This is a genomic window from Bordetella tumbae (assembly GCF_054780995.1).
On sequence record NZ_BAAGVG010000004.1, the window covers coordinates 52035 to 67268 of the forward strand.

The 15234-nt window shown below is 57.6% G+C and carries 8 protein-coding genes and 1 pseudogene; all 9 read right to left on the reverse strand.

Annotated features, from left to right (window positions below):
* Positions 1-224: 224 nt before the first annotated feature.
* The 9 genes and pseudogenes from ACYVI2_RS03575 to ACYVI2_RS03615 all read right to left on the reverse strand — a co-directional run bounded on the left by ACYVI2_RS03575 (position 225) and on the right by ACYVI2_RS03615 (position 15233).
* A complete protein-coding gene (locus ACYVI2_RS03575) occupies positions 225-6863 on the reverse strand; it encodes a two-partner secretion domain-containing protein (RefSeq protein WP_415817833.1) in 6639 nt (2212 codons plus the stop codon).
* A gap of 12 nt (positions 6864-6875) precedes the next feature.
* On the reverse strand, positions 6876-8615 hold the full coding sequence (locus tag ACYVI2_RS03580) for a ShlB/FhaC/HecB family hemolysin secretion/activation protein (RefSeq protein ID WP_415817831.1): 1740 nt from the start codon (positions 8613-8615) through the stop codon (positions 6876-6878).
* A gap of 195 nt (positions 8616-8810) precedes the next feature.
* Entirely contained in the window at positions 8811-9176 is a 366-nt protein-coding gene (locus ACYVI2_RS03585; protein WP_415817829.1) for a DUF192 domain-containing protein, read from the reverse strand.
* Positions 9173-9649 (reverse strand): annotated as a pseudogene (locus ACYVI2_RS03590) (type II secretion system F family protein); the annotation flags it as partial. The pseudogene ACYVI2_RS03590 and the gene ACYVI2_RS03585, both read right to left, overlap by 4 nt.
* 86 nt (positions 9650-9735) lie before the next feature.
* Complete coding sequence (locus ACYVI2_RS03595) at positions 9736-10581, reverse strand: type II secretion system F family protein (RefSeq protein WP_415817827.1); 846 nt, start codon at positions 10579-10581, stop codon at positions 9736-9738.
* Entirely contained in the window at positions 10578-12272 is a 1695-nt protein-coding gene (locus tag ACYVI2_RS03600; protein ID WP_460490264.1) for an ATPase, T2SS/T4P/T4SS family, read from the reverse strand. Before ACYVI2_RS03600 ends, ACYVI2_RS03595 begins: the two co-directional genes overlap by 4 nt.
* Before the next feature lie 2 nt (positions 12273-12274).
* On the reverse strand, positions 12275-13651 hold the full coding sequence (locus ACYVI2_RS03605) for a type II and III secretion system protein family protein (RefSeq protein ID WP_415817823.1): 1377 nt from the start codon (positions 13649-13651) through the stop codon (positions 12275-12277).
* A complete protein-coding gene (gene cpaB / locus ACYVI2_RS03610; RefSeq protein ID WP_415817821.1) occupies positions 13648-14532 on the reverse strand; it encodes a Flp pilus assembly protein CpaB in 885 nt (294 codons plus the stop codon). Before cpaB ends, ACYVI2_RS03605 begins: the two co-directional genes overlap by 4 nt.
* A complete protein-coding gene (locus ACYVI2_RS03615) occupies positions 14529-15233 on the reverse strand; it encodes a hypothetical protein (protein ID WP_415817819.1) in 705 nt (234 codons plus the stop codon). Before ACYVI2_RS03615 ends, cpaB begins: the two co-directional genes overlap by 4 nt.
* Position 15234: the final 1 nt, after the last annotated feature.

Consider the following 15234-nt stretch of genomic DNA (forward strand, 5'->3'; position numbering starts at 1 on the left):
CGATCCCCCACACGCCATCCAGTCCTGGAGGCGGGCCTGCTCCGTTGTACCGCTGAGGCTCCAGTCGTCAATCATTTTTCCTGGGTTCGTTAATCGGTCATACGCCTCTTTATCGCAATAAGCGGCCGGCAGAGTCAGGCTGCAGATATTCCCCTTCGAATTGATATAGCAGCCTGCCAAAAACAACACGCTCGCTATAACGGATAAGTATCGAACAAGTTTTTTCATTTTTTCAAATTCAACAGAGTATCTATAACGTGCCAAGCTTCTGGAGAGAGGATTTCCGACAGAGCAAAGGGCGTCGCGGGCACCAACGCCACACCACTCCATATTTCATAGAGCGTCCTTTTTGTTGGTGTCATCCCACGTTGAGCGTTTCCTTCTGCGTCGTACAGACCACTTACCGTTCCACCGATAACATCATGTGTCCCGGCATAGGCCTCGTGAAACAAATCGAGAACTCCACCCTGACGATAAGACTTACCGCCAAGCGTTCCCTCTCCGCCTTGAATACCTCCTGTAAATCCAGACATATCTGCCCCCTCCGCAGTTAGAAGAAACTTGGCCAATGACATTTGAGCCTTTTCAGGATCAAACTGGACCATTCCACTCTCATGTAAATCGAGAATGGGAACTCCTCTTTCGTCCAGAATGTCATTTCTATTGGCATCTTTCTGAACCTTACATCGCTCATTAACCCTACCGCACAGGATGTCAAGGTCTAGACGTACTCCCGCCGCTTTGACCTCATCCTGTCGAATCCCCGCGCTTTTACCACTCTTGTTATCCAGCGTAGTTACGCCATCGGTAATCCCCGCAAACTTCCTCGAATCCGCGATGGTGTATTCCCGCATTCGATCTGCCGCCTCTGACAATCCCGCTTGAAGCGCCGCTACATCGGCAGAACCGGTTAATGCGCCTACGATGACGTTCAAGATGCGTTCTTGGGTGTTCAGCTCGCTGATCTGTTGCTGTAGTGCTTGTTTCTCCTGTTCATCGGTTTTCTCACTGATCTGCTGGCGCAGCGCTGCGCGTTTTTCGTCGGTGTAGGATCGGATGGTCTGGCTGGTCTGTTGGGTGAAGGCTGCAACGATTTCGGCTTCGGCGGAGACTTTGGCTCGCAGCTTTTCGGGGTCCCAGGTTTTGCTTAAGCCTCCAGCATCGTCGCCGGTTTTAATCTCTTGGTTTAGGGTGGCCAGCAGTTGCTGGGCAGTCTTTCCGGTCAGGGCGCGCTGTTTTTCATGGTCGGTGATCGTGACCGTCGCGCCGCTGATTCCGCTCTTTGTAGTGCTGCGCTCGTTGCCGCTGGTTTTACTGAAGCCTGGGGCTAGCGCTGACGTGTCACGACCTATATTTTGGGCAGCCCATGTGTAGCCGGCGCCTGCGACGGTTGTTGCTTTGCCAGTACTGGCGGAGGCTTTGATTCCGTCCGGGTTATTGCCGGCACCGATGGCATTTGCATCAGTGGCGCCGTCTGCCTTGCCGTTCGCTTTTCCATTGCCCTTGCCGGCCGATTCTTTATCGCTACCGCTAACGCTGAATCCGCCCGCCAAGGCTACACCACTCGCCTTGTAGTCGCTGTGATTCTCGATGTCGCTCACAGTCAGCGTACCGGTGCTGATACGATTTACCCCGGCCTGTACTGCCTCCGCGGTGCTGGCAATCACCGCGCCTTTCAGATTCGTGTTGCCTTTGACGTGCACATCAAAGCCCGCATCGCCTGCCTGGATGCCGCTTTGTTCGCGCACGCTGGCAAAATCGCCTTTGACCTTGTCTTGGGCATAGCTGGCACTGCCTGCAAAACCCGCTCCGACGACGACGCTGCCACCTATGTTTCGATGTTTGCTTTCAAAGGTGCTGGTGTCCTGCAGGCTTTCAATGCTCAGATTGCCTCCGACCTCGGCCACCACCTGTTTCCCACTGGCGACCGCGCCTTGCACGTTGGTGTCAGCGCCTGACTGCAGTGTCAGTTTCTGGCCTGCCGTGACCTTGGTATTCGTCATGGTCTTGTCTCGGCTATTGGCCTTGCCTTTCGCATTGGTGGCACCCGCTACTGCTCCTATGCTGGCCCCGTTCGAACCCAACGACACAGCTACGCCAATCGATGAGCTCGATCCGCGACTCTTGTGCTTGGTGTCTACGGTGTTCTCCGCCGCTTGCAAATTGATATTGCCTTCGGCGTTCAGCTGCGTGTTGCCACCGGCAGATAATCTGGAACCTTTCACGTTGATATCTGAGACCTCGCCTGCGCCTTCGGCCAGGATGGTCAGGTCCTTGCCTGCAGCGACTGTGGATCCGGCAGCAGTCGAAGCAGCACGCTCAGTCTTGCTGGATTGCTTATTCTTACCCACGTTAATGCCAATCTGGATACCGCCCAGTTTGTCCAGGTCTTTCGCGCCTTCGGTAGCTTCCTGCTTTTGCACAGCATCCAAAGCGCTGATGGCCTCCAGTCCGGCCGCCGCCACTGCCAGGCCTTTCATCAAGGGGTTGTCTGTTTTATCTGCAGTATCAGCCGCGCGCCCAATAGCCTGCATCCCGTTTACCAAGGGATTGTTCACGGTCACGCTCACCCCGGTCTGCTTGATTTCGAATGACTCTTGCTTGTGATGGGTGTCTTGCGCGGCACCTATGGTTACTTGCTGGCCGGCCAATGTGATGTTTCCCTCGGGCGCAATGATGGTGCTGGCCGTCACGTTCACGGCTTGGCCAGTGCGTATCGTGGTGTTTCCCTTGAGGCTGCCCAGGGTACTGGGTGTATTGCTTTGCGCCGACTCCTGTATCGAATGCGTCTGCTTGCGTCTGCCGACACTCATACCGCCAGTCGCGCCTACACCTGATTTCTTGACTTTCTCAACACGACTGGAGTCGGACTGCCTACGGCCTGGATCGATATTGACGTTGCCCGCCGCGGCAATATCCAGATGCTGCTGCGCGCCCACATTCGAGCCTTGCACGGTCACATCCCGGCCAGCAGAGATCTCGACGTTCTTTCCCGTCAGGGTCGAGGCATGGGGCTGCTTCCACTGGGTGGAGACGGTCGTGTCCTCTGTCTTGGATGACAGCAGGCTTTTTTTCTTTTCGCGGTATTGATCTTTTGCTGCACCGCTGTCTACTCCCGCCTGCAATATGACATCGCGCCCGGCATTGACGATCAGTTGCCGTTGGGCGTGGATCTCCGCAGCGCGCGCGCTGACGTCTTGCCCCGCCGCGATCGCCAGGTCTCCCTTGGCGCTCGCACCTGACCCGATCACCTTGTTAGTACTCAACTCGTGACGCTGGTGTGGCCCGCTCGAGATGGTTTCCCTGTGCTGCGCAACAAGTTCATCCAGCCGAATATCGCGTCCGGCTTGCAGACGCGCATTGCGCTCGACAGACACCTGCGCAGCCAACAGGTTGATATCGTTGCCCGCCTGCATCAACAGATCATTCGCACTCACGCTGGACACACCCGATAAATGGGTGCCCCGTGTAGCGCCGAAATCGTCGGATGTCTCGGCCGAAAGCAAATTGATATTCTGCCCGGCACGCAACGCGACCGTGTCGCCCTGAATCCGTGCGGCGAGGTTGCTCAGATTCTCGCGTGCGGCCAAATCGATGCGGCGCGCCTGGATCTGGCCGCCGGAATGGTTAATGATATTCAACGCATTGACCACCGTCGCATCGCGCGCACCAATAGTGCCGCTATTGATGAGGTCCCCTTGCGCCGTCAGATGCGTGTTGCGCCCGGCTATCAATGTGCCATACGTCTGAGATGCGTCTTGCCGCGCCGGCAACTGCACCTTGGGCGCCAGGGCTGTGCGCACTGCGCCTACGGGCAGATCGAACGGATCGCTTGCCACGATGGCCTTATAAGGCGCACGATGTGCTTTGCGATCACTGCTGCGTGCCTGGGTGAATGTCGCCTGGCCCTCTCGGGTGACGGTACGCCAACCCGTGGCGCCAATGTTGTGAATAGCAGGACCATCCACGGTCAGTTTGCCGCCAGCGGCGATCTGGCTTTTGTCGTTGGTGACTACCCCTTTGAGGTTAAGCGCGCCAGCCGCAAAAATACGACCCGGGTCGCTGCGAACCGTGCGGGTCTGCGTCAGGATCTCATTGACTTCGTAGAACGTAAAGTGTTTGACCAGTCGATTGAGAAAGTCCCGGTTGAATGCTTTGATACGCGAGTCCAACGCCAGATGGCGTGCCTTGTAATCTTTGTAGGCTGGGGTGGCTTCATAGGTTTTTCGCTGCTGCTCCAGCGACTGAGACTTACGTGAATTGGATTGCGGGCTGGGTTTCCAGGCCGGCAATTCGCCAGCAGGCGGCTCGACGCCGAATACCGACCAGATCTTTGCGTCACGGGAATAACGGAACCGCTCAGGCGTCGGACGGCACTCGCGGCCTATGCATTGGCGCCCCGCAGGAGTGTGAGTCAATGCGATGGGGCTGGATATCCCTGCTCTACCCCGTTCATTAGGAGCATAGTCAAAGGGAGGCCCATAGCGCGCCGCGGGATATTTTGCGGATGGTAGCAGCAGTCTGCGTTCCGGATCATCGTTGAGCCACTCGGGGCGCCGGCTACAACCGCGCGTCACCGTATCGCATAGCCAATGGCTGGCGGCGTCGTACATAGTCGTACTGCCTTCGGGCGTGAAGTACACCTTGGGCTTCGATGAAACCTGCACGGTCTCCGAAACGAAGTTCGCGTTCTGATTGTGAATCTGGCTCGCCGCAATCGTGATGGTGCGGCCAGCCTCTATTGTGGCCGAGATGTTCTGCACTTGATCTGCCTGCCCGGCGACTCGCTTGGCGGCATCGATCGCTCCGCCGACGCGCAGATGGTCCTTGGCATAGAGGACGGAATGATGGCGATTGGTCAAGGAACCAGCGCCCACATTGAGATTGCCACGCGAAGCAATGAGGGCCGAGCCCTTCGGTCCCGCATCATTGACCAATGTGCCAGCGCTGATCGACACGCCGTCGCCGTAAATGCGGCCGCGGTTATGCAGCTGCCCGGCGCTGATGCGTGTCACATGCGCATCAATCAGGCCTGCGTTTGTCATGGTCTGTGTGACGTCTATCGTACTGTGACGGCCCGCCAGCAGCTCGCCGGTCGCCGTGTTGTTCAGCGAGTCCGCTTTGATTCGTAGATCACGGCCAGCAGTCAGGCGAGTTTTGTTGACCAGGGCGCCACCCAGATCCAGACTAAAATCCCGCCCTGCGGTGAAATTGCCTTGTGGCGTCAGAGATCCGCTATGGGTAAAAGCCAAGTCGGTGCCCGATCGCAACCATCCCAGGCCGTCCAGGCCCTTGGCGTGCACAGTCAGTTGTTGGTCTGCAGCGATCGTGCCCTGTCTATTTCGCAGATCCTGCGTGTCAATACGCGTATTACGCTGCGCGGCAATCTGGCCAGACGGATTCTTGAGGTCTTCAGAAACGAGGACCAGGTCATTGCGGGCATGAATCGCACCCTTGGCGTTATTGACTTGAGCCACGCGTATATCGACGGTTTTAGCCGTGACACCTGTGGCGAGAGGTGTAGGCCGCGCAGCTCCGGACGACGCGGAAGCAGACTCAACAGATGCAGTCGCACCAGCTGAAGCCGTCGAAACCTGCGCCAACGCGGCCGTCTGATTCACGTCCAGCGTGTCGTCATTACTCAAGCTGACTGCCGACAAACGGAGCGTGTTATCCGCCAGCATCAACCCTTTGCGATTATCGATTCTTCCTTTGACCGCCGCCGTGAGACTGCCTCCAGCCAAGGTACCGCCATGATTGTTCAACTGGCCAGCCTCAAGCCGGTGATCACCTGCAGCGGCGATTAATCCGCCCGCATTGAGCAGTTCACCTTGAACCTGCAGTGTCGCGGGGCCCGCAGCGGTAATTCTGCCCTCTTGATTGCGCAACGTCTGGGCGGATATCTTGACGCTAGAGCCGTGTAGTACCGCCTTGCGCGTATCGAGTTGACCGGATACGTTCAGTGCCAAGGTTTTCTTTGCAGACAAGGTCGCATTCGGCACGATACGGACGTCGCCCGCGGCATTCAGACTCAGATCACCGGTGAGAGCCACGAGGTTCCCTGCGATGTTCACGCCCACGCCCGCCTCAGTACCGATGAGCCGTATACTGTTTGCATACATGCCCCCCAAGGCCGCCGTGTCTAACGCGAACTTGGGCACGGGGCCTTGGCCTGCGAGCGCACTGGCTTTTCCGCTATCGGCATCCACCCGCGCAGCTCCCGCGGCCACATTCAGGTGATCTGCCCATACTCCCGCATTGATCGCCAGCGCACGAGCAAACAGATCGACCTGGCGGACCTGCGTGCCGTCCAATCCCTGGCCCTCAATCGATATTTTTCCCGCTGCCACATCCAGCGCAATATTACCTTTAGGCCCAATCGCTGGACGGCCTGTGGTCAGTGTCGCGCGAGTGGCATTCAAAAAACCACAGCCATTGCAGGTAATTCCTGCTGGGTTCGCGACTATCACGTTGGCGTGATGGCCTGCTACCTCAAGCATTCCGCGCAATTGAGACGGATTGGGCGCGGTCACCTGATTCAAGATCGTAGTCGCGCGCTGATTACCCAGCATGGGATTGCCGGCAATCTGGCCGGCAATCTGCGTCTGGCTCGCACCACCGCTGTTGTTCAGCACCGCGCCAGAGGGGCCGACATTGAAATGTGTAAATCGGTTGAGCGATACACCAGCCGCCGAGGGCGGCACGATCTGAATAACAGGCACCCCATGACTGGTGCCCACGACGGGCTGAGCCCCGCCGACACTCTTGTCTACGGTAAGCGGCAACGTCTGCGCCACGACAGCTGTCCAGCAGGGCGCAGACAATACCCCCAACAGGATCCGGCGAATCTTTCTGTTCAACATCACACGTACTCTCTAAAACTCGAACATCAACGCTGCGGCGAATACGACGTTTGATGTGGGAAAGGCATCGGGTTTCTTCAGCGGCCAGCCCAGCGATACGTCGTAACTGGTATCGATATAAGGCACAGATATGCGGCCACGTAAACCGGCGACGGCACCGACCAAAGTCCGGCCTGATAAATACTGTGCAGAGGGACCACTCACACGCCCCGCGTCGACCCCCGCATAGAGCTGTTGGCCGAGGGTGCTTAAGTTCCAGGACAAGTCATTGCGCAGACTCCAACCGTCCTCGGCCGTCAAAGTCATTTGTCCGTCAAACCCGCGTACGGTGTAGCGATCACCTATCGTGAAATAATCCGCGGGCACGATGGGCGTCTTGGCGTGCTGGAATTGCCAATTGAATTGATATGCCATCTGCTGTTGAGCAAGCGTAAAAGGCATGTAGGCGCCCGCAGTGGCTGCCAGAATCGTGGTACGCCCATCCCAGCCGGGATCTCCATAGACATACCCAGGTTGCTTCGAATACCGCGGTACGGTACCTCGCATGCCTGCGCCTGCGTCCACCACCGTGCGGCCTACATAGTGGCGATGTTGATAACCCAATTCGTAACCCATGACGTCACGGCGCTGCACCTCGATATCGATGCCATTGAGCGTCCCGCCCACACGCTTGCGCAGCACTTTTGCCACGATGGTGCCTTTATTGTGGCTGCCGCGATACGGCACTACCAACACCCCAGCATCGACTTGCTGCGTCGTACCGCCATAGACAATAGGCTCTTCGAACCCTGAAACCGTCTGCCGATAGCGCGAACGGCCCGCGCTTGCGAACATCGTCCAGTATCCAAATGGAACGCTGTAATAGACCGACGCCGCCCTCGTGTTGTTGTCGTGATTACGCAGGCCAGCGTTACTGTTCCATGAGACGGAAAGCTGGTCATACAGAAATAACGGGGAATCCACCGTCAACCCTGCATTGAGTCTTTTGTTTCCCATCGTCTTCAGCCCCGCATTGTCGCCGCCGATATAAGCATGCCAACGCTTGCCTGATCCGGGTTGCAACAGAACATCGGAGGCGCCTAGTGCCGTTCCGGGCGCTATGTCGATACGTGCATCGGATTGTCCTTTCAGACGTTGGATGTTTTCCAATGCCTGATCCAGATCGCGCTGATTCAACTCATCGCCCGGACCACTGGGCAATACGGTGCGCCACCAGCCCGGAGCGCCCTCGCTGCGCACCTCCGAAATACGGCCTGCCCCATAGCGTAACGTGAGCGAGCCCTCGGCTAATGATTGCTCGGGTACCCGAACCCATGCCGTGATTAGCCCCAAGTCGACCAAACGCATAGTCAGATGCGCTTGCAAGACGTTCAATCCCTGTAGACCGACGCATCTGCCAATGGCTGATTGAGCGGTCGCCTGGATTGTGGCTGGTGGTGAATCACCCTGCCATAAGATCGCTGCAAGGGGAAAACATGGAGTCTCGTCGGGCAACGCCCATGCGTCCATATCAATCGAAGAAGACTCCGTCTCGGACAATACGTCTGGACGCTGTTCGGCACGGGCACGTTGCTGCTCGAGCTCCTGAGCCTGGCGACGTTGGATTTCATCGGCTTGAGCGGCAGCATCGAAACTCATTGTGTATGCCGGCGCGATCACGCCCGCCAACGCACCGGCTGTACTCATGGACAGCAGCAAACAACGGAGTTTCAGCTGACGCATCTGCGTCAGGCAACGATGAACCAAGTGCATTTATTTCTACTGTTCTTGTTTTGATCAAACTATGTAACGAATATCTATGGAATGTTCCACGAGCCAAAAAATGCGAATCTGCGAAAGCATCTCGGCATGCGGCCATACGCGTGCCCAGAAACCAAGCCCTGAGGCGATGCCCACGACTTTCGGAGAACTGCAAGAAAAAATAAGACAGGCCTGACGGTCTTCTCGCTATTTCAATGACGTATGGCTATCCAGGAACATTCGTAGAGCGATATTCAATCGCCGCCGATAGCGCAATGAAGAGTCCGTGGAGTTGGCCCTGAGTTCAATGACGGACGTCGCTCTCAAATACAGAGCGACACGTCCAGGACCGAGATCGCGGACGAGACGCTGAACCTTGCCATCGCGACCAATGAACGCGACGTCGATGGGATATCGCATACCAAAGGTGTGAACGGCCCAACAAGGCGAAATCCATAATCCGGTACGCCTCCCGAGTGGCCGCTCCCGACCTAGTAGTCCTCGCAGCCGAGCCCACACGCTGCGGGCTCGCACCAACCGGATCCGGCGAAGCGCTTGGCAACGATCCGTCATGGCGCGGCCTGCCACATCTGCATCACGATCGGGAATGCCAGCACGATAAAGGTGCAGGGAAAAATACAAGCTATCAACGGCAAGAGCATTTTCACAGGCGCCTCCAGCGCCAGTTTTTCTGCACGCTGAAACCGGTCTGTTCTACATTGCGAAGCGTGCTCACGCAGCAGCATCCCGATACTCATACCCAGACCATCTGCTTGTATCAAGGCGGCAATCCAGCGGTGAACGCTGGGACAATTGCAACGATCAGCCAGCGCCCTCAGCGCCGCCACGCGAGGCATGCCCGCGCGCATATCCGACAAGGCGTGAACGAGTTCCTCACGCAAGTATCCCGGGACCCCATGCCGTTCTGCCTGCTGCAATGCGCTATGCAACCCCAATCCCGATTCCACACATAAGGTCATCATGTCCAATACAAAAGGCAAATCGCGATCAATGCTTTTTCGGCGTCGTCGAACATCTGCGCGTAACCTGACAACCGATCCTAGGATCCAAGCGAGAAGCATTGCGCCCAGCCCCGCGAAAACAACAGCAAATACGACAAACATGACGACGATCACATATCAATGTTGGCGATGCGCCGAATCAGCAACATGCCGCCGGCCTCCAAGGTACACAAGACAGCGAGCACGCCCCACCCTGCTGGAGTGCTCCATAGCATCGCAATGACGTCGGGTTCCAGGTAACTCAAAACGCAAAGCAGCAGCACCGGCAGTACGCCGACGATCCACGCCTGCAGCCGTCCCTGCGACGTCAGGGTGCGCACCTTCTCCTGCCATTTCAGGCGCTCGCGCAGCGTGCTGGCAATTCCCTCGAGAATCTCGGCCAGATTGCCTCCTGTGTGAGACGCGACACGCAATGATGCAATGAACAAGGCACTGGCCTCGGATGGCACGCGAGTACCCAGATTCCCCAATGCCGTATCGAACGAGACGCCTAGCCGCTGCTCTCGCAGCAGCAATCCGAATTCTTGGGCCAATGGCGCCGCGCTATGATCGGCAATGTGGCGCAATGCGGCCGGCACGCCCACCCCTGCTCGCAATGCGCAGGCCAATGCCGACAAGGCCGAAGGCAGCTGCCGCTCGAACCGCGCCAATCTCCGGGCACGCATACGACCCACTAGATATCGCGGCAGCCTGGTGGCGGCCACTGCAGCGATGAAGGCCATCACTGGCGCGTCAGTCAAGACAAATGCCAGTCCTCCGATCAGGAGGGCCAGCATCACGATCCATGCCCATAACCGACTGGGACTAATGAACAGAAATAGCTGGTCTAGTTTGATGCTTGTCTCTCGGGTATAGAGCGAGCGATAGCGTGCAACCGCGGGGCCCAACCATGCCTGCATCTGCCAAGTCAGCAGCACAACACAGACCGTAGACATCGCTAAGGTGATCCAAATCATTCGCATTTTTGAGCCATTGCAGAAAACAGACCGATATCAAATTCAATACCGGCGGCATGCCACTCGTCGATGAAACTCGGCAGCAATCCACAGGCTTGAAAGCCATTTTCTGCTCGATAACAAAACAGCTCTTGCAGTTGAATCCGTCCACTCTCCATGCCTGTAATCTCCACGACTGATGTGGCGACACGGCGTCCATCCGACAGGCGTGTTTGTTGCACGATAATGTCGACACTAGCGCCAATGTGTTCACGTACCACAATCAAAGGGAGGTCCATGCCTGCCATCAAGACCATGGTCTCCAATCGGCTCAAGGCATCCCGCGGCGAGTTGGCATGCAAGGTGGTCAGCGAACCCTCATGGCCCGTATTCATCGCCGTCAACATGTCGAGTGCCTCGGCACCGCGGCACTCGCCCACCACGATGCGATCAGGCCGCATACGCAACGCGTTGCGTACAAGGTCTCGGATATCGACGCGGCCGCGATTTTCCTGATTCGGTGGACGCGCCTCCAGCACGACCAGATTATCGTGGTCGAGCCGCAGTTCTGCCGCATCCTCTATGGTGATGATCCGTTCACCCTCGGGAATAGCATTGGACAGAATATTCAATAGTGTGGTCTTGCCTGATCCTGTTCCGCCCGATACGACGATGTTCTTGCGAGTGCGGACGCACGACATCAGAAAGTGAGCTACGGCCGGATCTATAGCGCCGCTCTGCACCAAATCCAGCATTTGCGGCCGGACAATGGGGAATTTCCGTATCGTCAGGCTGGCACCTTTCAGGGCAATCGGTGGTATCACCGCGTTGACACGCGAACCATCAGGCAAACGCGCATCCACCATAGGGGCGCTTTCGTCAATACGACGGCCTATTGGCGTCACAATCCGCTCAATGATCCATCGCACGGATTGTTCGCTGTTGAATGTAGCCTGATGGCGATACAAACGCCCCTGCCGTTCCACATAGATCTCGTCATAGCGGTTAACCATGATTTCGCTGATTTCGGAGTCTGCAAGCAACGGTTCCAGCGGTCCCAATCCGACGGCCTCATCCAACACGTCACGGCACAATGCCATACGATCAATATGGTCGGGGATGCTCTCATCGTCTGCGGCGATCTGCTCCAGCAAGGGTTGCGCCTCTCTGCGCAACGACGCGTCGCTCATACCGTCCACATCTCGGCGCCGCAGGTTCAATGCTTGTAGAAGTCCGGCGTGCAATCGCCGCCGGTGGGGCAGGAGCTCGGAAATGCCGAGCGTCGGGCCGCCAGCATCCGGCTCTGCAACCGTAACACTGGAGACAGTATGGTCTGACAGCTCGTATGGGACTGCCGGTATCGTGTTCAGAAGCGGCATTGACGGCTGCGACGATATGTTTGATTCTCGCCCTTCGACAGCCTTGTACAGGGACCGTACGCGTAACCGGCACGGTCCAATCAGAATATCGTCCTCAGGGAGTACAGGCTGATGCACGACAATGCGGCGTCCATTGACCAATGTGCCCATGAACGACCCCGTATCCTCCAGCGCTAGAGACTGCGGCGATCCATGCAGATTCGCGTGATGTTTGGCTACGCGCCAGCTGGGAATACGCAGTCCGCAGTGCGCCGAGCGTCCTATTTTCAAGGGCGCCTGGAGCTGCACGGTGCGTTGTTCACCGTCTTCGAACGTCATAACAATCTCAATCATGCTTATCTCTGAGTGGGTTCGGAATGCATCGGGCTGGCCGTATGAGACGTGGGTGCCCATTGAGAACCCGGCCCGCGATAGACGCTCCAATCGGGGTCTCCCACTGCAGGTGTCGCCGTGCCCAATACCGGAGAATCCGGGAATGCCTCGGTAAGCACCCGCTGGCCACGGCGCACACGGTCGGCCAGCTCAGGATGATCTTGCGACACAATTCTCGGCGTCACGAATATCGCGAGCTCGGTCTCTTTATGCTGTTGGCGGTGCGAGGAAAACAGCGAACCCAGCACGGGAATGTCCTGCAGGACGGGCAGGCCACTATGTTCACTGGTGCGCTCGCGCGACAGGAATCCACCCAGCACCAGGGTTTGTCCCGATCTCACATTGAATTCAGTGGCCGCACGACGGGTACGCAACGCGGGGCCTCCGGAGACGCTGATAGACGTATCGACTGAGCTGGCCTCCACCTCGATACGCGACCTGATGGCTCCCGTGCGGTCAATGCGCGGCGTGATGTTCAGCGACACACCGTAGGGTTTGAATGCCGTATTGGTGTTGCCGCGCGCATCGACCGTGGTGTATGGCACCTCGCCTCCGGCCAGAAATGATGCCGTGGCGCCGCTGCGGGCCAGGAGCTGCGGTTGAGCGAGCATCACGGCCTCGCCACGCTGAGCCAGTGCTGTGATACGCGACGAAAGCAAGGCATTCAACCCGAAATACCCACCCGCACCCCTGCCCGCCATCGACAGCGGCTGTATGTCCGTCTGATCACTCGGCTGCACACTCGAACCGGGTTGCCAAACAATGCCCGCCTGTATTCCCCCTGTCGATACCGTATCCCATTGCACCCCGAATTCGCGCAAATGTGCACTGGGCAGCTCCACGACCTGAACGTCCAGCAAGACCATGCGATCCCAGCCGATTTGTCCGGTGAAATCCAGAATGCGAGGATAACGGCGCACCAAAGCCGATACACGCTCGCGATCATCGTCGGTCAGATCCTCTCCCTCAATAACGATGTTGTCGCCCACCAACGAGCTGCGTACGCTGGGGATGTGTGCGAGCAGCTTCTGCACTTCTTGTTGCATCTGCGCCCACCCTGCGGGGCGGACCTGGACCTCATAAGCGGCGCCTACGCCGTTCGGCGTCCAGACATGCACAGACGAGGCGCCCTCCTGTCGAGCAAAGAGGACCACGTCCTTGCCCTCGACAGAGACTGCGCTGATGACCTGCCCGTTTCCCACCGCGACACGTGTCACTGATTGATGATGAACGACTTTGGTCTGTCCTACCTCCAGGATTAATGCCGCGGGCTCGGTTGCCGGCCACACGGGTCTCGGCACGGCCATCATGATCGACATGGCAAGCAGAATTCTTTTCATCGTCCCTCCGAATATATGGCGAGCGATTTGGGTGGAGGTACATCTCGATCCGGTAAAGCCGGAAACGCCTGCTCGGGCGCGTTTGCATCTGATGACAGCGTCTCGGTGTCAACCCGATCACCGTATAGAACAGGAATCGGCGCTCGATCGGCCGTCGCCGGATGCGCCAGCCCCATCAAGGCAGCCAGATCCCCAGGGGCTGCGGACTCGGAGACCATCGCATCGCTGCGATGACGCAACATGGCAGTCAACGAACCCGTATGACGAGCCGCCACGAGTTTGATAGCGTCCTGTTCGGAGGCGTCGAACGTGATGGACACGGGCGAGTCGGCGCGGCCGCCGATCGCCAACACGCGTACGCCTTGTAGTAACGGCGCGGTCAGATGCTGACCCTGGTGCACGAACGACACATAAAGATCTATCAAATCATCCGGCTGCAAAAGCCCTGATACCGCATTGATCTCAGCCGCAGGCAACGTCACGGCACGCCTTCCGTGTAGTACCAAGTCTGAAAGCGATGACTCGACCTCTGCAGCGATGTGCATCGGGAGCAAAATATCGCCTTGCTTTAGATTGGTGGTGAGCACGCCGCCGAGCACTTGATCCACGGCATCTGCTTCAAACGAATGGCTCGGCACCCATGGCAACGGAATATCTCGGATTGCGAGATGATCCGTCTGCAGTCGAGTACCTGCGGCAAGGTCCGTGGCAACGACCAAGCGTGTACGAACCTCCACCGCTGCCTGACGTTCCAGTTCACGCTCGCGTGTCTGGATGTGTTCATGAGCGGCCCAAGCTGCAAGCAGGCCTGCAGCCAAAGCAAAACCACAAACTCCGATAGTGCGTATGCGTAATTGGAACGCCGTATATATAAGGCTCAAGATTCTGCTCCATCGTGTTGCAACAGGACGATTCCCGTACCGCCATCAATGGCGGTTATGGTGATCTGAAGCAGACTCCGCGCTCGCCGCCATCGGCTTGTCGTTGGCGTATCCGTCTCCGCTAGCCAGCGTTCATTCCGCAGACCTTGACGAATGACCGCCGAGACCGACTCCATAGACGAAGTAGACGTCCATACTTGAGTGCGGTTACGGCCGTCTGGCTCTTCTTGTTCGAGCTGCAATCGCAATCGCGCCCCCGTCAGCCGCCACGGGAGTGAACTCATCGTGTCGCCCTGGCGGACCGCCGCATGCTGTCGTGCGGTCAATTCACTGGAGAAATCCGTTTCGGTCAGTACTGAGAGGCTGCCACGCGTGGAACGAGGACCTTCAGATTCAAGGTTCATCACCCAGAACTGATTGACAACGTGCCCTGACAGCACCACGCGCCGGGGATAGAGTCCCATATCCGACAGCATGGGATAACGCTCGCCCAACGTGCGAGCGGCTTGTGCAATGGGCAAAGGAATACCAAAAACACGAATATCGATTGGCATCCCGAACAAATGCATCCGCCCACCAAATGAGGTTTGCGTGCTGCCCGGTGGCAGTGACAAATCCTCAAGCGCAGAGGCCTCCCCTGCCTGGACTGCGATGGCCATGATCATCGTCACGACGAACGCGGCTGACGATCGGCGCAACATG

Bases quoted from the DNA above. Each gene is read 5' to 3' on its own strand.
- ACYVI2_RS03575 (WP_415817833.1), bottom strand. From the start codon at position 6,863: ATGTTGAACAGAAAGATTCGCCGGATCCTGTTGGGGGTATTGTCTGCG.
- ACYVI2_RS03580 (WP_415817831.1), bottom strand. From the start codon at position 8,615: ATGCACTTGGTTCATCGTTGCCTGACGCAGATGCGTCAGCTGAAACTC.
- ACYVI2_RS03585 (WP_415817829.1), bottom strand. From the start codon at position 9,176: ATGACGGATCGTTGCCAAGCGCTTCGCCGGATCCGGTTGGTGCGAGCC.
- ACYVI2_RS03595 (WP_415817827.1), bottom strand. From the start codon at position 10,581: ATGATTTGGATCACCTTAGCGATGTCTACGGTCTGTGTTGTGCTGCTG.
- ACYVI2_RS03600 (WP_460490264.1), bottom strand. From the start codon at position 12,272: ATGATTGAGATTGTTATGACGTTCGAAGACGGTGAACAACGCACCGTG.
- ACYVI2_RS03605 (WP_415817823.1), bottom strand. From the start codon at position 13,651: ATGAAAAGAATTCTGCTTGCCATGTCGATCATGATGGCCGTGCCGAGA.
- ACYVI2_RS03615 (WP_415817819.1), bottom strand. From the start codon at position 15,233: ATGTTGCGCCGATCGTCAGCCGCGTTCGTCGTGACGATGATCATGGCC.